Genomic DNA, 17501 nt, shown 5'->3' on the forward strand with positions numbered 1-17501 from the left:
ACCTTGGACCTGTGTTCGAGGGCTTGAGAAAAACCCAGCATGTCTGATCCGACAACTCCCCTTTCTTCTGATCCGGGCACAACGCCCGGCATTGCCAGCAACCTGCCGGCCATGCGCATGCAGACCGTGGTTGGCGCCGGCGTGCTGCTGACGGCCCTCGCACTGGCGCTGGGCGCCCTGGATATTCCATCCAACGCGGGCTATGGCGGCGTGGGCCCCAACTTTTTGCCGTGGCTGGTGGCGGCCGTGCTGGCGCTGTGCGGCTGCGTGCTGCTGTGGGAGGCCCGCACCGGCGGGTTCCGCGCCGTGGAGGAGCCTAACGGCGCCGCGCGTGCGGACAAGCCGGCATTGGTGTGGGTTTCGACCGGCCTGCTGCTGAACGCTGCCCTCATCACCACGGTGGGCTTCATTCTGAGCTGCACGCTGTGCTATCTGCTGGCCGTGCAGGGGCTGCGCCGGGCTGCGGGGCAAAACGCAGGCACCGCGCGCACCTGGGCGGTGGACGGGTTGACGGGCGTGCTGATCTCGGCGCCTGTCTATTGGTCATTCACGCAGTTCCTGGCCATCAACCTGCCAGGGCTCACGCAAACCGGGTGGTTGTGATGGAAATCTTTGATGCACTGATGGCGGGCTTTGCCACCGCCGCCACGCCCGCCAACCTGCTGTGGGCCCTGGTGGGATGCGCTTTGGGCACCGCCGTCGGCGTGCTGCCCGGCATCGGCCCCGCGGTGGCGGTGGCGATGCTGCTGCCGATCACGGCCAAGGTCGAGGTCACGGCCTCGATGATCTTCTTTGCCGGCATCTATTACGGCGCGATGTATGGCGGCTCCACCACCTCCATCCTGCTGAACACGCCGGGCGAGACCGCCAGCATGGTCACGGCGATGGAAGGCAACAAGATGGCCAAGAGTGGCCGGGCCGGGGCGGCGCTGGCCACATCGGCCATCGGCTCGTTCGTGGCGGGCACCATTGCCACCGTGGTCGTGACCCTGTTCGCGCCCTACGTGGCCGACTTTGCCGTCAAGCTGGGCCCGCCCGAATACTTCATGCTGATGGTGCTGGCCTTCACCACCGTGAGCGCGGTGCTGGGCAAGAGCACGGTGCGCGGCATCACCGCACTGTTCGTCGGGCTGGCCGCCGGCTGCGTCGGCATGGACCAGATCTCGGGCGCGGCGCGCTACACCGCTGGCAAGCCCGAACTGCTGGACGGCATCGACATCGTGCTCGTCGCCGTGGGCCTGTTCGCGGTGGCCGAGGTGCTGTATGCGGCGATGTACGAGGGCCGCGTGCAAGAGACGCGCAACACCATGAGCCGCGTGCACATGACCGGGCGCGACTGGAAGCGCTCCATTCCCGCCTGGCTGCGCGGCACGCTGATTGGCACGCCGTTTGGCTGCATCCCGGCGGGCGGCACCGAGATCCCGACCTTTCTGAGCTACGCCACCGAAAAGAAGCTGGCCAAGGGCGGCGACAAGAGCGAGTTCGGCACCGTGGGCGCCATCGAGGGCGTGGCCGGCCCCGAGGCCGCCAACAATGCCACCGTGACGGCGGCCATGATTCCGCTGCTCACGCTGGGCATTCCCACCTCCAACACCACGGCGGTGCTGCTGGGCGCGTTCCAGAACTACGGCATCAACCCCGGCCCGCAGCTGTTCACCACCTCGGCCACGCTGGTGTGGGCGCTGATCGCGTCGCTGTACATCGGCAACGTGATGCTGCTGGTGCTCAACCTGCCCATGGTGGGCCTGTGGGTCAAGCTGCTGAAGATTCCGAAGCCGCAGCTGTATGCCGGCATCCTGATCTTTGCCACGGTGGGGGCCTACGGCATGCGCCAGAGCACCTTCGATCTGTTCCTGCTGTATGGCATCGGCATGCTCGGGGTGCTGATGCGGCGGTTTGACTTCCCTACGGCGCCGGTCGTGGTGGGCATGATCCTCGGGCCACTGGCCGAGGCACAGATGCGCAATGCGGTGTCGATTGGCGAGGGCAGCTGGCTCATCTTCGTGCAGCGCCCGATGTCGCTCACGCTGCTCATCATCGTGCTGGCGGTGCTGGTGCTGCCGCGTCTTTTCAAGCACCTGGCGCAGCGCAAGCTGGCACGGCTGCGGCAGCTGGATGACTGACCGGCAGTCCATTCCCAGCCACTGAAGCGCCTGGCCCTGCCAGGCGTTTTGCCTCGTGCGGAACGCTCGCGAACAAGCGATGCCGCTGGGGAAGGTTTTTTTGCGGACCGCCGATCGATGCCACGCCCGTGATGCGCCGGGTACCATCGGCCTATGCCATTGCACTCCGATGCTTCGCCCCTGCCGCTGGATGCCCAGGGCATTCTGGAACTGGCGGCGCGCTCCATGTTCCAGCTTTTCTCCAGCGTCAGCCAGGGCATGTTCCTGGTGGACCGCAGCGGGCGCGTCGTGTGGGTGAACGAGGGTTACCAGCGCTTCCTGCCCGACCTGGGCTTTTCGTCGGTGGACCAGTTCGTGGGCCGCGCCGTGGAGGAGGTGATTCCCAACACGCAGATGCGCCGCGTGCTCGAAACCGGCCAGCCGGTGCTGATCGACCTGCTCACCAACAAGGCGGGCACTTTTGTGGTCAGCCGCATTCCCTTGCGCGACGAGGCCGAGCGCGTGATTGGTGCCATCGGCATCGTGCTGTTCGACCATCCCGAGACCACGCTGCAACCCCTGATCGGCAAGTTTGCCTTGTTGCAGCGCGATCTCGATGACGCGCGGCGCGAGCTGGCCAGCCAGCGCAGCCGCTCGCTGGCCGTGTCGGGCGATGGCGAGCGGCGCGCCAAGTACACCTTTGCCAGCTTCATCGGGTCGAGCCCCGCGGCGGCCGAGGTCAAACGCCAGGCGCGCCGTGCCGCGCAGTCGTCCAGCCCCGTGCTGCTGCTGGGTGAAACCGGCACGGGCAAGGAACTGCTGGCCCATGCCATCCATGCGGCGTCGAGCCGCGCCAGCGGCCCGTTTGTCAGCGTCAACATCGCCGCCGTGCCCGACACGCTGCTCGAAGCCGAGTTCTTCGGCGTGGCGCCCGGCGCCTACACCGGCGCCGACCGCAAGGGGCGCGATGGCAAGTTCAAGCTGGCCGACGGTGGCACGCTGTTTCTCGATGAAATCGGCGACATGCCGCAAAACCTGCAGGCCAAGCTGCTGCGCGCGCTGCAGGAGGGCGAGATCGAACCGCTGGGCTCGAACAAGCTGGTGCCGTTCAATGTGCGCGTGGTGGCTGCCACCTCGCGGGATCTGGGCGCCCTGGTGCGCGACAGCCGTTTTCGCGAAGACCTTTTTTACCGGCTGCATGTGCTGCCGGTGCGCGTGCCGCCGCTGCGCGAGCGGCGCGGCGACATCCCTGCGCTGGTGGAGGTGCTGGGCGAAGACCTGGCGCTGCGCAACGGCACGGCGCCGCCCGAGTTGCAGCCCGACGCCATGGCATTGCTGGCGGGCCAGCCCTGGCGCGGCAACATCCGCGAGCTGCGCAATGTGCTGGAGCAGGCCGCCATGCGCAGCGATTCGCAGTCCATCGATGCCTACCAGCTCGAACGCATCTTGCGCGAAGCAGGGGTGGAACCGGCGGCACCCGTGCCGGCTGCCGTGGCCGACCCCGGGGCACTGGGCGACGAGTGCTGCCTGCGCCCGCTGGCCGAACAGGTGGCCGAGCTGGAGCGGCGCGCCATTGCCGCGGCGCTCAAGGCCCATGGCGGCAACAAGCAGGCCACGGCCAGGCAGCTGGGTATATCGCGGGCCACGCTCTATGCACGTCTGGAAAACCCTGAATAAAAAACAGCCAAATGTCTGAATTTCAGGCATTCACTGCGTCTGAAATTCAGGCATTTTCATGGTGTGTGCATCATTTGTTCCTATAAATCAACGCCTTGATGATTGGCACGATCTGTGCAGTGTTCAGGCAAACCCAAAGGAGACAGTCCCCATGCAACGACGCATCCTGGTCGCGCTGGCCGCCTTGGCCGCCACTCTTTCGGCACCGGTGTTCAGCCAGTCGGGCGAGATCCGCATCGCCCATGTCTACAGCAAGACGGGTCCGCTGGAAGCCTATGGCAAGCAGACGCAGACCGGCCTGCTGCTGGGCCTGAACTATGCCACCGGCGGCAGCATGGCCATCAACGGCAAGAAGATCGTGGTGATCGAGAAGGACGACCAGGGCAAGCCCGACCTGGGCAAGAGCCTGCTGGCATCGGCCTACTCGGATGACAAGGCCGACATCGCCGTGGGGCCCACGTCCTCCGGCGTGGCGCTGGCGTTGCTGCCCGTGGCCGAGGAATACAAGAAGATCCTGCTGGTCGAGCCCGCCGTGGCCGATGCCATCACCGGCGACAAGTGGAACAAGTACATCTTTCGCACCGGCCGCAATAGCAGCCAGGACGCCATCTCGAACGCCGTGGCCATCGACAAGCCGGGCGTGACCATCGCCACGCTGGCGCAGGACTACGCCTTCGGCCGCGACGGCGTGAAAGCCTTCAAGGACGCCCTCAAGAACGCCAAGCTGGTGCACGAGGAATACCTGCCCACCAGCACCACCGATTTCACCGCCGGCGCCCAGCGCCTGATCGACAAGCTCAAGGACCAGCCGGGCCGCAAGATCATCTGGATCGTCTGGGCCGGCGCGGGCAACCCGTTCAAGATCGCCGACATGGATCTCAAGCGCTACGGCATCGAGATCGCCACGGGCGGCAACATCCTGCCGGCCATGGCCAGCTTCAAGAACTTCCCGGGCATGGAAGGCGCCACCTACTACTACTTTGGCATCCCCAAGAACCCGGTCAATGAAGCGCTGGTATCGGCGCACTACAAGCAGTTCAAGGCCCCGCCCGATTTCTTCACGGCCGGCGGCTTCAGTTCGGCCATGGCCTTGGTCACGGCGCTCAAGGCCACGGGGGGCGACACCACCACCAACAAGCTCATCAAGACCATGGAAGGCATGAGCTTCGATACGCCCAAGGGCAAGATGACCTTCCGCAAGGAAGACCACCAGGCGCTGCAGAGCATGTACCACTTCAAGATCAAGGTGGACCCGGCCTTCGCCTGGGGCGTGCCCGAACTGGTGCGCGAGATCAAGCCGGAAGAGATGCAGGTTCCGATCCGGAACAAGCGCTGACGGCCAGGATCCGCCGCGCACTGGCGGGCCTGATACGCCTGCTTTGATCGCTTGAAGCGCTTTCTCGTCAGGCGCCGGGGCTGCTTTTCTTTAAATTCCTGTGGAGCCTCGACCATCGATGCTGGCGACCCATGACCTGACCATCCGCTTCGGTGGCCATGTGGCGGTGAACGCCGTGACCTGCGCGTTCGAGCCGGGCACGCTCACCGCCATCGTGGGCCCCAACGGGGCAGGCAAGACCACGTACTTCAACCTCATCTCGGGGCAGCTGCGGGCCACCAGCGGCAGGGTGACGCTGGGCGGGCAGGATCTGTCGGGCCTGGCGCCTTCGGCGCGCACGCGTGCGGGGCTCGGCCGGGCGTTCCAGCTCACCAACCTGTTCCCGGGCCTGAGCGTGCTGGAGAACGTGCGCCTGGCCGTGCAGGCCACGCAGGCCGGCAAGCACCGCCGGGGCCTGAATCTCTGGAGCATCTGGAGCGACCACCGCCAGCTCACCGCGCGGGCTGAAGCCATCCTGCAGTCCGTGGCGATGCTGGAGCGGCGCGATACCCCCGTGGCCAGCCTGCCGCACGGTGACCAGCGCAAGCTCGAAGTGGCGCTGCTCATGGCACTGGAGCCGCAGGTCTACATGTTCGATGAGCCCACGGCCGGCATGGGGCACGACGAGGCGCCCGTCATCCTGAACCTGATCCGCGCGCTGAAGCAGGACAAGACCAAGACCATCCTGCTGGTGGAGCACAAGATGGACGTGGTGCGCGAGCTGGCCGACCGCATCATCGTGCTGACCAACGGCACGCTGGTGGCCGACGGCCCGCCCGCAGAAGTGATTGCCTCGCCGGTGGTGCAAGAGGCGTATCTGGGCATCACCAAGAATGCCGACAGGGAGGCCGCATGAGCAGGGCCAACCTTCTCGAACTGCGGGGCGTGCACACCCACATCGGCGCGTACCACATCCTGCACGGCGTCGATCTGGCCGTACCCCGGGGCCAGCTCACCATGCTGCTGGGCCGCAATGGCGCGGGCAAGACCACCACGCTGCGCACCATCATGGGCCTGTGGCAGGCCTCGCAGGGCCAGATCGCTTTCGACGGGCGCGACATCACGCGCATGCACACACCGCAGATCGCGCACCTGAACATCGCCTATGTGCCCGAGAACATGGGCATCTTCGCCGACCTCACGGTCAAGGAGAACATGCTGCTGGCCGCGCGCAAGGCCGGCAACGCCGCGCAGATGGACCAGGCGCGCCTGCAGTGGATCTTCCGGCTCTTCCCGGCCGTGGAGAAGTTCTGGAACCACCCGGCAGGCAAGCTCAGCGGCGGGCAAAAGCAGATGGTGGCCGTGGCGCGCGCCATGGTCGAGCCGCGCGATCTGCTGATCATCGACGAGCCCAGCAAGGGGCTGGCACCGGCCATCATCCACAACATGATCGAGGCCTTCGACCAGCTCAAGAAGAGCGGCGTGACCCTTTTGCTGGTCGAACAGAACATCCACTTCGCCCAACGCCTGGGCGACACCGTGGCGGTGATGGACAACGGCCGGGTGGTGCACGCGGGCAGCATGGCCGCGCTGGCCGAGGACGAGGCGCTGCAGCGCACGCTGCTGGGGTTGTCGCTGTGAATTACACGCCAAAACAGCCCGCAGCGATTGATGGCAAGGTGCTATCAACCGTCAAAAAAGAAGCATCGGATATGTCCAGGGGAGACCGCGCATGAACAGGCCGCTGGACTGGAAGCCGCTGGCGCTGGTGCCGCTGCTGGCCCTGCTGGTGCTGCCCTTCATCGGCTCGCCCAGCACCTGGCTCACGCTCACCGTGGCGGGGCTGGCCATGGGCATGATCATCTTCATCATCGCCTCGGGCCTGACACTGGTGTTTGGCCTGATGGACGTGCTCAACTTCGGCCATGGCGTGTTCATCGCGCTGGGCGCCTTCGTGGCCACCAGCGTGCTGGGTGCCATGGGCGACTGGACGGGCTCGGCCGAACTCTGGCGCAACCTCGTGGCGGTGCTGCCGGCCATGCTGGTGGCCATGGCGGTGGCCGGCGCCGTGGGCCTGGCGTTCGAGCGCTTCATCGTGCGGCCCGTGTACGGCCAGCACCTCAAGCAGATCCTCATCACCATGGGCGGCATGATCATTGGAGAAGAGCTCATCAAGGTCATCTGGGGTCCCGCGCAGATCCCCCTGCCGCTGCCCGAGGGCATGCGTGGCGCGCTGCTGATCGGTGACGCCGCCATTGAAAAATACCGCCTGATTGCCGTGGTTGTGGGCCTGCTGGTGTTTGGCGTGCTGGCCTGGGTGCTGGCGCGCACCAAGGTGGGCTTGCTGATCCGCGCCGGCGTGCAGGACCGCGAGATGGTCGAGGCGCTGGGCTACCGCATCCGCCGCCTGTTCGTGGGCGTGTTCGTGGTGGGTTCGGCGCTGGCCGGCCTGGGCGGCGTGATGTGGGGGCTGTACCAGCAAAGCGTGGTGCCGCAGATGGGCGCGCAGGTCAATGTGCTGATCTTCATCGTCATCATCATCGGCGGTCTGGGCAGCACGGGCGGCGCGCTGATTGGCGCGCTGCTGGTGGGACTCATGGCCAACTACACCGGCTTCCTGGTGCCCAAGGTGGCGCTGTTCTCCAACATCGCGCTGATGGTGGCCATCCTGCTGTGGCGCCCGCAGGGTGTTTATCCCGTCGCCAACCGTTGAAGAGGAACGCCACACATGCTGAACCGACTTCTCTCCGGCGACTACCCGCGCAGCCAGCTGCTGGCGGCCATGCTCGTGGCCATTTTTCTGGGGCTGGCGTTTGCGCCCTTCCTGTTTCCGGGTGTCAAGGCGCTCAATGTTGCCGCCAAGGTGCTGGTCTTCGTGGTGCTGGTGGCCAGCTTCGACCTGCTGCTGGGCTACACCGGCATCGTGAGTTTTGCGCACACCATGTTCTTTGGCATCGGGGCCTACGGCATCGCGGTGGCCACCACGCGTTTGGGGCCTACGTGGACGGCGCTGGGCGTGGGCATTGGCGGCGCGCTGCTGCTGTCGCTGCTGCTGTCCTTGGCCGTGGGGCTGTTCTCGCTGCGCGTACGCGCCATTTTCTTCGCCATGATCACGCTGGCGGTGGCGGCGGCGTTCCAGACACTGGCCTCGCAGCTCTCGGACATCACGGGTGGCGAGGATGGACTGACGTTCAAGGTGCCCGAGATCCTTTCGCCAAGCTTCGAGCCGTTCGAGGAACCCTTCCTGGGCGTCACCATCGACGGGCGGCTGATCTGCTACTACCTGCTGTTCGTCACGGCGGTGGCCCTGGTGCTGGCGCTGCTGCGCATCGTCAACTCACCCTTCGGCCGCGTGCTGCAGGCCATCCGCGAAAACGAGTTCCGTGCCGAGGCCATTGGCTACCGCGTGGTGGTGTACCGCACCACGTCGAGCGTGCTGTCGGCCCTGTTTGCCACCCTGGCTGGTGCCATGCTGGCGCTCTGGCTGCGCTACAACGGGCCGGACACCTCGCTCAGCTTCGAAATCATGATGGACTGCCTGCTCATCGTGGTGATCGGCGGCATGGGCACCATCTACGGCGCGGTCATCGGTGCCGTGCTGTTTCTGGTTGCGCAAAGCTACCTGCAGGATCTGCTGCGTGTAGGCAGCGAGGCCACTGCCAGCCTGCCCTGGTTGTCGGCGCTGCTCTCGCCCGACCGCTGGCTGCTGTGGCTGGGCGTGCTGTTTGTTCTTTCTGTCTATTACTTTCCCGCAGGCGTTGTGGGACGCCTGCGATCCCTGCGCGCCCAGGCCTGAGCGCGCTTTTCTGTGGCAGTAAAAAGGAGACAACATGAAAGTGCATCTGCAGGACAAACGCGCCCTGAAAGTGGCCATGACCGCGTTGGCGGGGGCCGTTCTGGCCGCGTGCGGTGGCGGATCATCCACACCGACCAACAACCTCCCCACGGGCGTGACGCAGGTCAGTGCCACGGTCTATCCGGCCACCACGGTGGGCACGGGCGCCACCGCCGCCACGCAGGATCTGCTGACTGGCGGTATCGGCAAGACCGGCCTGGGCGGGGCCACGCCGGCCTATGCCGATCCCGCCAATCCCACGGCGGCCGAGCTGCGCCGCAATGCGCTGTATTCCAACTACCGCGGCATCCTCGACCCCTCGGTGGGGGGTGGCTACGGCACGCTGTACGGCCCCAACGTCACCGCGGCCGGTGCCGTCACCACCAGTGAAGGCCTGATTCCGGGCCGCGAATACGTGGCAGTGCTCGACGACGGCTCGGGCCGCAAGCGCACGGTGATCGCGGTGCAGGTGCCCGACAGCTTCAACCAGGCCAGCCCCTGCGTGGTGCTGGGCGCATCGTCGGGCTCGCGCGGGGTGTATGGCGCCATTGGCACGGCCGGCGAATGGGGCCTCAAAAAGGGTTGTGCCGTGGCGTTGACCGATGCCGGCAAGGGCGTGGGCCTGTACAACCTGATGGACGACACCGTGCACAAGATCGATGGCACGCGCGCCACCCGCACGGCGGCCGGCGCCCTCAATTTCTTTGCCGCCAACATCACCGATGCGGCCCGGACCGCCTACAACGCCCTGTTCCCGAACCGCTTGGCCCTCAAGCAGGTGCACTCGCAGCAGAATCCGGAAAAAGACTGGGGCAACGACACGCTGGCGGCGGGCCGCTATGCGCTGTTTGTGCTGAACGATCGCTATGGCACGGTCGACAATCCGGTGCCGTTCACGCCCGAGAACACGATCGTGATCGCCGGCTCGGCATCCAACGGCGGTGCGGCCTCGCTGGGCGCGGCCGAGCAAGACAGCGGGGGGTTGATCGACGGCGTGGTGGCTTCCGAGCCCGTGACCGAAATGCCCACCGCCAGCGGTTATGGCATCCAGTTTGGCGGTGCCGCCGTGACCGGTTATGGCAAGACGCTGGCCGATTACACGACCTACGGCAACATCTACCAGCCCTGCGCAGCGCTGGCGGCCGGTGCGGCCATGAGTGAGGTGTCCATCTTCAACTACATCCCGCTGGTGGGCATGACGGCGCGGGCCACGGCACGCTGTGACGGTCTGGCGGCCAAGGGGCTGGTCAGTGGCGCCGACACGGCAACCCGTTCGCTGGACGCGCTCAACAAACTGCGTGCCTTTGGCTGGACGCCCGACAACGACCCCATGCACAACGCCCACTATGCGCTGGGCAATGGCCCCATCCTGTCGGCCATGTACCCGGTGAGCTACGGGCGCTTCCCTGTCGAGGCCAATGTCTGCAATACCAGCTTTGCGGCCGTGAATGTCGCCACGGGCGTGCCGGTGGCCGTGTCATCCACGGCACTGGCGCAGAGCTTTGCCACGGCCAATGGCACCGCCAATGGCACACCGGCCACCGTGGTCTACAACGACTCGGTGGGCGGCGCCAAGGCCTGGCAATTCGCCATTTCGCCCTCGACCGGCGTGGCCGATTTCGGCCTGGATAACGCCCTGTGCCAGCGCGCGCTGGTCACGGGCACCGACCCGGTCAGCGGCACGGCGCTCACGGCCGCCACCACGCCCACCAAGGCGCAGAGCGACGCCGTGCGCGCCGGCATCGCCGAGGTGGTGCTCAACGGCAACCTGCGCGGCAAGCCCACCATCATCGTCAGCGGCCGCAGCGACGCCCTGGTGCCGGTCAACCACAACGCGCGTGCCTATGCCGCCTACAACAAGGTGGTGGAAGGTGCCGACAGCAAGCTGCGCTACATCGAGGTGACGAACGGCCAGCATTTCGACGCCTTCCTGCCGTTTTCCGGGTTTGATACGCGCTTCGTGCCGCTGCACCCTTACTTCAACCAGGCCATGGACGCGATGTATGCGCACCTGAAGTCCGGCACCGCCTTGCCCGCCAGCCAGGTGGTGCACACCACGCCGCGCGGTGGCACTCCCGGTGCAGCGCCGGCCATCACGGCCAGCAACGTGCCACCCTTTGTGGCGGCGCCCGTGGCGGCGAACCAGATCGGGTTTGCCGGCACATCGCTGAGCGTGCCCAACTGAGCGCCTGCGAGGCCATCCGCCATGCCCCTGGAGCGTGAACGCATTTTCACGACCCGCACGGGGCATGGCGGGTTTTTCCCCTGACCGGCCACGCGACTACTTGCGCAACGAAATCCGAAGCATCGTGACCATGATCGCCATCCACAAGCCGGCTGCAGCCTTCATCCAGCGCTATCGCGAACAAGGCGGAGGCGCGCAGCTGTACAACATCTCGGCGGTGGATCCCACCGAGCTGGTCCAGCGGGCCGGCCAGAAGAACGCGCACGGCCTGGGCATCCGCCATTCGCCCACCCACCGGGTGGGTTCGCGCTATGTCGAGTCCCCGGTGATCGGCATCCACGGCCGTCAGATGAAGTAGGCGCGCGGCCCTGCTGTTTTTTCTCCAGGCTGACCACCATGCTGTTCTCTTCGCGCTACCTGCGTTGTGCCGGTTACGAAATCCACGCCACCGAATGGGGGGCGCCAGACGCACCCGCCGTGATCGCATGGCATGGCCTGGCGCGCACGGGGCGCGACATGGACGCACTGGCGCGGCACCTGGCGCCGCGCTACCGGGTGGTCTGCCCCGATACCATCGGCCGGGGACTGAGCCAGTGGGCGCGTGCGCCGCAGGACGAATACCGCCTGTCGTTCTATGCTCGCCTTGCCGCCGACCTGTTCGACCAGCTGGGCATTCGCCAGGCGCACTGGATCGGCACCTCCATGGGCGGGGCCATTGGCACGGTGTGCGCGTCGGGGCTGTTCGAGCCGCAGCTCAAGGACCGCATCACCCGCCTGCTGCTCAACGACAACGCGCCGCGCCTGGCCGATGCGGCGCTGGAGCGCATCAAGGCCTACGCAGGCCAGCCGCCCGCGTTTGACACCGTGATGGAACTGGAGGCATTTTTTCGGCAGGTGTACCAGCCCTATGGCTGGCTCAGCGACGCGCAATGGCGGCTGCTGACCGAAAGCAGCACGCGCCGCCTGCCCGACGGCCGCGTGACGCCGCACTACGACCCGGCCATGGTGCAGCAGTTCACGCACCACGCCAACGACTACCTGATCTGGGAACACTACGATGCGCTCGACATTCCGGTGCTGTGCCTGCGCGGTGCCGATTCGGACCTGGTGCTTCCCGAGACCACCGCCGAAATGCTCACGCGTGGCCCGGGGGCCAGGGGCCTGGTGCGCGTGGTGGAGGTGCCCGGCTGCGGGCATGCGCCGGCGCTGAATGTGCCGGCGCACTTCGCCCTGGTGGACGGGTTCTTGTCGGGCGCCTGAATCCACGAACCTCAAGGTCTGTGCTGCCGACAGGCTCCGGCGGGGGGCGGTTTTGACCGGCAGGCCCTGGCCCGTTCTCGTGCCAACGGAGTGGTGGCTCAGTGGCCCTGCCCGGGCATGGCGCCGCGCTTCACCCGGCCCCGCCTGGTGTGCCCTGCGCTCTGGCAGGCACGCCGGAACGCGCGCAGGGTTTGTTCGGCCCGGCTGAGCACGGTGCCCTCCACGTCGGCGGCCCGTTCTGGGGGCACGCCCGGCACCATGCCCGAGGCCTCGCCCGTCAGCAGCGCAATGCCTTCGCTCACATGGCCCACGGTATGGACATGGAACAGGCCGCGCTCCACCGCATCCACGATGGCGCGGCTCAGCATCAGGTGGCGCAGGTTGCGGGCGGGGATCAGCACGCCCTGGGTGCCATCGAGCCCGGCCGCTGCGCAGGCGTGGAACCAGCCCTCGATCTTTTCGTTGATGCCGCCCACGGGCAGCACTTCGCCGTGCTGGTTGAGGGCGCCGGTCACGGCAATGCCCTGGCGCAGCGGCAGGCCAGACAGGCTGGACAGCAGCGCATACAGCTCGGCGCATGAGGCCGAGTCGCCCTCGACGCCGCTGTATTCCTGCTCGAACACGATGGACGCGTTGAGCGCCAGCGGCGCCACATGGCTGAACAGCGCGGTCAGGTAGCTGTGCAGGATCAGCACGCCCTTGTCGTGGATGGGGCCCGACATATCGACTTCGCGCTCGATGTTGAGCAGGCCCTCGTGCCCGGCAAAAGTGCGTGCCGTGATGCGCACCGGAAAACCAAAGCGGTAATCGCCCAGATCGATCTGCGTCATGGCGTTGACCTGGCCCACCACGGTGCCGTGCAGCGTGATCAGGCGCTCGCCCTCGGTGATGGACTCGTGCAGCTGCTCTTCGGGGTAGTTGTGGCGCAGGGCATGGGCCTGCAGCGCGGCGTCCACATCAGGGGCTTGCACCAGCGTGCCGCCGCGTGCCTGGCACAGGGCGGCGCTCTCGATCACCAGGGCGTCGGTGTTGGCAAACAGCGCACTCTGGCGGCTCTGGTCGTCGGCCTCGCGGTGGGTCTGTTCGAGCAGGCGCGCCACGGCATCGGGGGCAAAGTGGGGCAAGCCGCGCTTCTTGCAGCTGTGGGCCACAAAGATGGCCGTGGCGTGGCGCGTGGCGGGGCTGGCGGCAAAGCGCTCGGCAAAGTCCACCTTCACGCGAAAACGGCGCGCGGTGTCGGGGTCGGCCTCTTGCAGGGCGTAGTACTCCTCGACCGAGCCGATCAGCACGATCTTCACATCCACGTCCACCGCTTCGGGCTGCAGCGCAATCGGCGCCGTGGGGCCGTGCGCCGCGGCGCTGCCCTCGTCGATCTGCAGGCGGCTGCTGCGCAGAAACCGGCGCAGCCGGGGCCACAGGCCTTCATCTTCCACCAGGTCGCGCAGGTGCAGCACGATGAAGCCGCCATGGGCCTTGAGCAGGCTGCCCGCGCGGATGCAGGAAAAATCAGCGTGCGGCGGATCGGTGTCGGTCTGCAGGTCGATGGCGCCAAACAGGCTGCGTATCTGGGGGTTGTCCTCCACGATCACGGGTGCGCCGTCGCGGCCATCGTTATCGACCGCCAGGTTCACCTGGCAGCGGGCCAGCAGCTCGGCCAGATGCGCCTTGCGCTCGTCCTCGGCATCGTCGTCGGCATCGCCGGCTTCGAACAGCGCCAGCCGCGCCAGCACCTCGCGCTCCACCTGGTCGAGCCACTGGCCCAGCTTGGCGGCGTCCTTGATCTGCTTTTTGAGGCCCTGGCGGATGTCCTGCACCGCATGTTCGAGCAACGGCTCGATGGCCTGGCGGCGCAAGGTGGCCAAAGCCTCGTCGCGGGCGCGCTCCAGCGGGCGCATGGTGTCCAGGAAGCGGGCAATCTCGGCGCGCAGGGCCTGCTCGGCGGCATCGATTTCGGCGCGGCGTTCGCGTGGCAGGGCCAGGGCCTCGTTTTCGGTCAGCGGGTGGCCCTTGTCGCCCGTGAGGGTGAAGACCAGCTGGCCCCCTTCGCGCGAAAGCCGGAAGTGGCGGGCCTCGGCGAAAGCATCGAGCGTGGCAAAGGCACTGGCTTCTTCCTTTTGCCAGGCTTTGTGGAGGGCTTCGGCCTCGGCCTTGCAATCGGGGCTGGCCAGGCGCTTGGGGATGTCGGTCTGCAGCATCCTGGCCATCTCCAGCAGGGCCACGCGCAGCTGGCGGCCCTGGCCCGCGGGCAGGCGCAGGGCGCGGGGGCGCTCGGGCGCGTCGAAATTGTGCAGATAGCACAGGTCCGGTGGCACGGCACGCTGGGCCGCCGCGGCCTGCGTGGCCTGGCGCAGCAGCGAAGTGCGCCCGCTGCCCGCCTCACCCAGCACGAACAGGTGGTAGTCGGGCTGCTGCAGGCCCAAGCCAAACTGGGTGGCGGCCTGGGCGCGCTCCTGCCCGATCCAGGGCAGGGGCAGGTCCTGCAGCTCGGCGGTGCTGGCAAAGCCCAGCGATTCGGGTGCGATGGTCAGCCGCAGCTGATGGGGTTCAAGGGCGATGGCGGGCATGGGAGATGGCGGTGGTGCCGTGGATATTGGACTCAAATAGTCTCTAGCGCTTGATGGAGAGGTGCTGGTAGCTATGATAAAAATAGTCAATGCGCCACAGGGCAAGCCCCCGCAGGCGCACCGCCTGCCAGCGCCTTGGCGCGCGCATCGGCCAGCGCAGCGGCATCGGGCACGCTGGTGGGCCAGCCGGCCAGGTGCTGCTGGGCCACCTGGCTCAGCGCGGTGATCCAGTGGGTGCTGTCGTTCAGGCAGGGGATGTAGTGGAACTCCTGGCCGCCGTGGTGCAAAAAGGCCTCGCGCACTTCCATGTTGATCTCTTCGAGCGTCTCCAGGCAGTCGCTGGTGAAGCCGGGGCACACCACGTCCACACGCCGGGTGCCTGCCTTGCCCAAGGCCTCGACGGTGGGCTGGGTGTAGGGCGTGAGCCACTTGGCCTTGCCAAAGCGCGACTGGAAGGTGATCTGGTAGTGGCCCTTGCGCAGGCCCAGGCGTTCGGCCAGCAGGCGGCCGGTCTTGAGGCTTTCGCAGTGGTAGGGGTCGCCCAGGTGCAGCGTGCGCTCGGGCACGCCATGAAAGCTCATCACCAGCTGGTCGGGCTGGCCGTGGTGCTTCCAGTGGGTTTCGATGGTGCGGGCGAGCGCGTCGATGTAGCCGGGGTGGTCGTGGTAGCGGTTCACAAAGCGCAGCTCGGGCACGCTGCGCGTGCGGGCGGCCCAGCCATAGACGGCGTCGAACACGCTGGCCGTGGTGGTGCCCGAGTATTGCGGGTACAGCGGCAGGATCAGGATGCGGGTGGCGCCCTCGGCCTTGAGGGCATCGAGCTGGCTGGCGATGGAGGGGGTGCCGTAGCGCATGGCATGGCGCACCAGCACGCTGTGCCCGGCCTCACCCAGCCAGCCGCGCAGCAGGGTGGCCTGTTTGGCGGTCCACACCGCCAGGGGCGAGCCTTCGGGGGTCCAGACGCTGGCGTATTTGGCGGCGGATCTGGCCGGCCGGGTGCGCAGGATGATGCCGTGCAGGATGGGCCACCAGGCCAGTTTGGGGATTTCGACCACGCGCTGGTCACCCAGGAAATCGGCCAGATAGCGCCGCACGGCAGGGGCCGTGGGCTCGTCGGGGGTTCCCAGGTTGCACAGCAGCACGGCGGTGCGTTCGGCCTGGCCGTGGTGAAAGGGTGGTTCGGTTTGAAAAGGCATGCCGCATTTTCACGCAAGGCAGGGCCGGTGCGCCGGCATGGGCTTTGGCCGCAGGCCCGGCGGCAGCTCCGGCGCTGCAGGTTCAGGCGTGCGTCTTGGCGTGGCCCTTGCCCTGTTCCCAGCGCGACTTGCAGGCCACGCAGTGCTGCGTCTGCGGCTCGATCTTGAGGCGATCGAACGGGATGGCGCAGCCGCATTCGGCGCACAGTCCATAGCTGCCGTCTTCCATGGCCTCCAGGGCGTGGTCGATGCGCTTGACGTCAGCGGCGTCGATGTTGGTGAGTGCCTGGTCCACCTCTCGCACCACATTGCCTTGCTCGATGCCGTCCTGGTCGGTGACGGGCGGCGCGAGGTTTTCGCGGTTTTGCTGCATCTGGGACTCAAGACTGTGGCGCGCCGCCAGCAGCAGGGCCTTGAGTTCGTCGCGTTGGGCGGTGGTCAGTGTGGCGTTCATGGTTTTCTCCGTTCGGGTTGATTTGTGCGTTCAGGTGCTGGCAGCTGCGCCTGCTTCTATTATGGGCAGAGCGCCAGCAAAAAATTTCCCGCTCCCTCGTCGGTTCACTCTCGGTGGCTGCGTGGGGTATTCTCTGGCTGGACTTTCCAGGGCAATGCCCGTAACCCCCCGCTTTCCCTGCATCGACTGTGTCCGCTTGCTCCCTCGACATCTCCCGCATCCGGGCCGTTACCCTCGACCTGGACGACACCCTGTGGCCCATCTGGCCCACCATCACCCGGGCCGAAGCGGTCTTGCTGCAATGGCTGACCGTGCATGCCCCCGCCACCGCGGCGCTGTATTCCGACACCGCGGCGCTGCGCGCCATCCGCAACCAGATGGGGAGCCTGCGCCCCGACCTGCGGCACGATCTGAGTGCCTTGCGCCGCGAGTCCATCCGCCTGGCCCTCACCCAGGCCGGGGATGAAGCGGCACTGGCCGAGCCCGCGTTCGAGGTGTTCTTTGCCGAGCGCCAGCGGGTGGAGCTGTTTGACGATGCACACACCACGCTGGCGTTTCTTTCCGAACGCTACCCGGTGGTGGCCGTGTCCAATGGCAACGCGGATGTGCACCGCGTGGGCATCGGGCATTACTTCCAAGCCAGCATCAGCGCACACGAATTTGGCGTGCCCAAGCCCGACCCGCGCATCTTTCACGCCGCCGCCAGCACCCTGGGAGTCGAGCCCCACGAGGTGCTGCATGTGGGCGACGACGCCACGCTCGATGCGCTGGCGGCCGTCACCGCCGGCATGCAGGCCGTGTGGCTGAACCCGGCGCGCAAGGACTGGCCCCACGACACACCGCCCCATGCCACCGTGGCCAGCCTCACCGCGCTGTGCCGTCTGCTGGACGACCCGGCGATACCCCGTTAAAC

14 protein-coding genes and 1 pseudogene are annotated in these 17501 nt (G+C 66.9%); 12 read left to right on the forward strand and 3 right to left on the reverse strand.

Features of this window, described 5'->3' with window-relative positions; all coding sequences use genetic code 11:
• Positions 1-39 precede the first annotated feature (39 nt).
• The 11 genes and pseudogenes from AC1Q5S_RS11955 (at position 40) to AC1Q5S_RS12005 (ending at position 12374) form a co-directional block, all read left to right on the forward strand.
• The gene (locus AC1Q5S_RS11955; protein WP_422203322.1) at positions 40-603 is read left to right on the forward strand and encodes a tripartite tricarboxylate transporter TctB family protein; all 564 of its coding nucleotides are present in this window, start codon (positions 40-42) and stop codon (positions 601-603) included.
• On the forward strand, positions 603-2123 hold the full coding sequence (locus AC1Q5S_RS11960; protein ID WP_303836515.1) for a tripartite tricarboxylate transporter permease: 1521 nt from the start codon (positions 603-605) through the stop codon (positions 2121-2123). The genes AC1Q5S_RS11955 and AC1Q5S_RS11960 overlap by 1 nt, the downstream gene beginning before the upstream one ends.
• 153 nt (positions 2124-2276) lie before the next feature.
• On the forward strand, positions 2277-3779 hold the full coding sequence (locus tag AC1Q5S_RS11965) for a sigma-54 interaction domain-containing protein (protein WP_303836517.1): 1503 nt from the start codon (positions 2277-2279) through the stop codon (positions 3777-3779).
• Positions 3780-3930: 151 nt separating this feature from the next.
• Entirely contained in the window at positions 3931-5115 is a 1185-nt protein-coding gene (locus tag AC1Q5S_RS11970) for a substrate-binding domain-containing protein (RefSeq protein WP_422203325.1), read from the forward strand.
• Positions 5116-5233: 118 nt separating this feature from the next.
• On the forward strand, positions 5234-6010 hold the full coding sequence (locus AC1Q5S_RS11975) for an ABC transporter ATP-binding protein (RefSeq protein WP_422203327.1): 777 nt from the start codon (positions 5234-5236) through the stop codon (positions 6008-6010).
• A complete protein-coding gene (locus AC1Q5S_RS11980) occupies positions 6007-6735 on the forward strand; it encodes an ABC transporter ATP-binding protein (RefSeq protein WP_303833590.1) in 729 nt (242 codons plus the stop codon). Before AC1Q5S_RS11975 ends, AC1Q5S_RS11980 begins: the two co-directional genes overlap by 4 nt.
• Before the next feature lie 91 nt (positions 6736-6826).
• Complete coding sequence (locus AC1Q5S_RS11985) at positions 6827-7807, forward strand: branched-chain amino acid ABC transporter permease (protein WP_303833591.1); 981 nt, start codon at positions 6827-6829, stop codon at positions 7805-7807.
• A 15-nt stretch (positions 7808-7822) separates the two neighbouring features.
• Positions 7823-8890: a branched-chain amino acid ABC transporter permease gene (locus AC1Q5S_RS11990; RefSeq protein ID WP_303833592.1), complete on the forward strand. Its 1068-nt coding sequence runs from the start codon at positions 7823-7825 to the stop codon at positions 8888-8890.
• A 34-nt stretch (positions 8891-8924) separates the two neighbouring features.
• Positions 8925-11114 (forward strand): 3-hydroxybutyrate oligomer hydrolase family protein, encoded by a 2190-nt coding sequence (locus tag AC1Q5S_RS11995; RefSeq protein ID WP_422203330.1) that lies wholly within the window; start codon positions 8925-8927, stop codon positions 11112-11114.
• Between the two features lie 124 nt (positions 11115-11238).
• Positions 11239-11391 (forward strand): annotated as a pseudogene (locus tag AC1Q5S_RS12000) (ABC transporter substrate-binding protein); the annotation flags it as partial.
• A gap of 119 nt (positions 11392-11510) precedes the next feature.
• The gene (locus AC1Q5S_RS12005; RefSeq protein ID WP_422203332.1) at positions 11511-12374 is read left to right on the forward strand and encodes an alpha/beta fold hydrolase; all 864 of its coding nucleotides are present in this window, start codon (positions 11511-11513) and stop codon (positions 12372-12374) included.
• Between the two features lie 98 nt (positions 12375-12472).
• Here the strand turns inward: AC1Q5S_RS12005 and AC1Q5S_RS12010 are convergent, their stop codons facing one another.
• From AC1Q5S_RS12010 to AC1Q5S_RS12020, 3 genes are all read right to left on the reverse strand, one after another.
• Positions 12473-14938 (reverse strand): Lon protease family protein, encoded by a 2466-nt coding sequence (locus tag AC1Q5S_RS12010; protein WP_422203334.1) that lies wholly within the window; start codon positions 14936-14938, stop codon positions 12473-12475.
• An 86-nt stretch (positions 14939-15024) separates the two neighbouring features.
• Entirely contained in the window at positions 15025-16134 is a 1110-nt protein-coding gene (hemH, locus tag AC1Q5S_RS12015; protein ID WP_422203336.1) for a ferrochelatase, read from the reverse strand.
• 82 nt (positions 16135-16216) lie between these two features.
• Positions 16217-16588: a TraR/DksA family transcriptional regulator gene (locus tag AC1Q5S_RS12020; RefSeq protein WP_303833597.1), complete on the reverse strand. Its 372-nt coding sequence runs from the start codon at positions 16586-16588 to the stop codon at positions 16217-16219.
• A gap of 188 nt (positions 16589-16776) precedes the next feature.
• Between AC1Q5S_RS12020 and AC1Q5S_RS12025 the strand changes: the two genes are divergently transcribed.
• Positions 16777-17499 (forward strand): HAD family hydrolase, encoded by a 723-nt coding sequence (locus AC1Q5S_RS12025; protein ID WP_422203338.1) that lies wholly within the window; start codon positions 16777-16779, stop codon positions 17497-17499.
• Positions 17500-17501 lie beyond the last annotated feature (2 nt).

The organism is Acidovorax sp. GW835-FHT14B10 (genome assembly GCF_058793725.1).

Excerpts from the sequence above, each read along its gene's own strand:
- AC1Q5S_RS11990 (WP_303833592.1), top strand. The coding sequence starts at position 7,823 with ATGCTGAACCGACTTCTCTCCGGCGACTACCCGCGCAGCCAGCTGCTG.
- AC1Q5S_RS12020 (WP_303833597.1), bottom strand. The coding sequence starts at position 16,588 with ATGAACGCCACACTGACCACCGCCCAACGCGACGAACTCAAGGCCCTG.
- AC1Q5S_RS11980 (WP_303833590.1), top strand. The coding sequence starts at position 6,007 with ATGAGCAGGGCCAACCTTCTCGAACTGCGGGGCGTGCACACCCACATC.
- AC1Q5S_RS11965 (WP_303836517.1), top strand. The coding sequence starts at position 2,277 with ATGCCATTGCACTCCGATGCTTCGCCCCTGCCGCTGGATGCCCAGGGC.
- AC1Q5S_RS11985 (WP_303833591.1), top strand. The coding sequence starts at position 6,827 with ATGAACAGGCCGCTGGACTGGAAGCCGCTGGCGCTGGTGCCGCTGCTG.
- AC1Q5S_RS11955 (WP_422203322.1), top strand. The coding sequence starts at position 40 with ATGTCTGATCCGACAACTCCCCTTTCTTCTGATCCGGGCACAACGCCC.
- AC1Q5S_RS12010 (WP_422203334.1), bottom strand. The coding sequence starts at position 14,938 with ATGCCCGCCATCGCCCTTGAACCCCATCAGCTGCGGCTGACCATCGCA.
- AC1Q5S_RS11960 (WP_303836515.1), top strand. The coding sequence starts at position 603 with ATGGAAATCTTTGATGCACTGATGGCGGGCTTTGCCACCGCCGCCACG.
- AC1Q5S_RS11975 (WP_422203327.1), top strand. The coding sequence starts at position 5,234 with ATGCTGGCGACCCATGACCTGACCATCCGCTTCGGTGGCCATGTGGCG.
- hemH (WP_422203336.1), bottom strand. The coding sequence starts at position 16,134 with ATGCCTTTTCAAACCGAACCACCCTTTCACCACGGCCAGGCCGAACGC.
- AC1Q5S_RS11970 (WP_422203325.1), top strand. The coding sequence starts at position 3,931 with ATGCAACGACGCATCCTGGTCGCGCTGGCCGCCTTGGCCGCCACTCTT.
- AC1Q5S_RS11995 (WP_422203330.1), top strand. The coding sequence starts at position 8,925 with ATGAAAGTGCATCTGCAGGACAAACGCGCCCTGAAAGTGGCCATGACC.
- AC1Q5S_RS12005 (WP_422203332.1), top strand. The coding sequence starts at position 11,511 with ATGCTGTTCTCTTCGCGCTACCTGCGTTGTGCCGGTTACGAAATCCAC.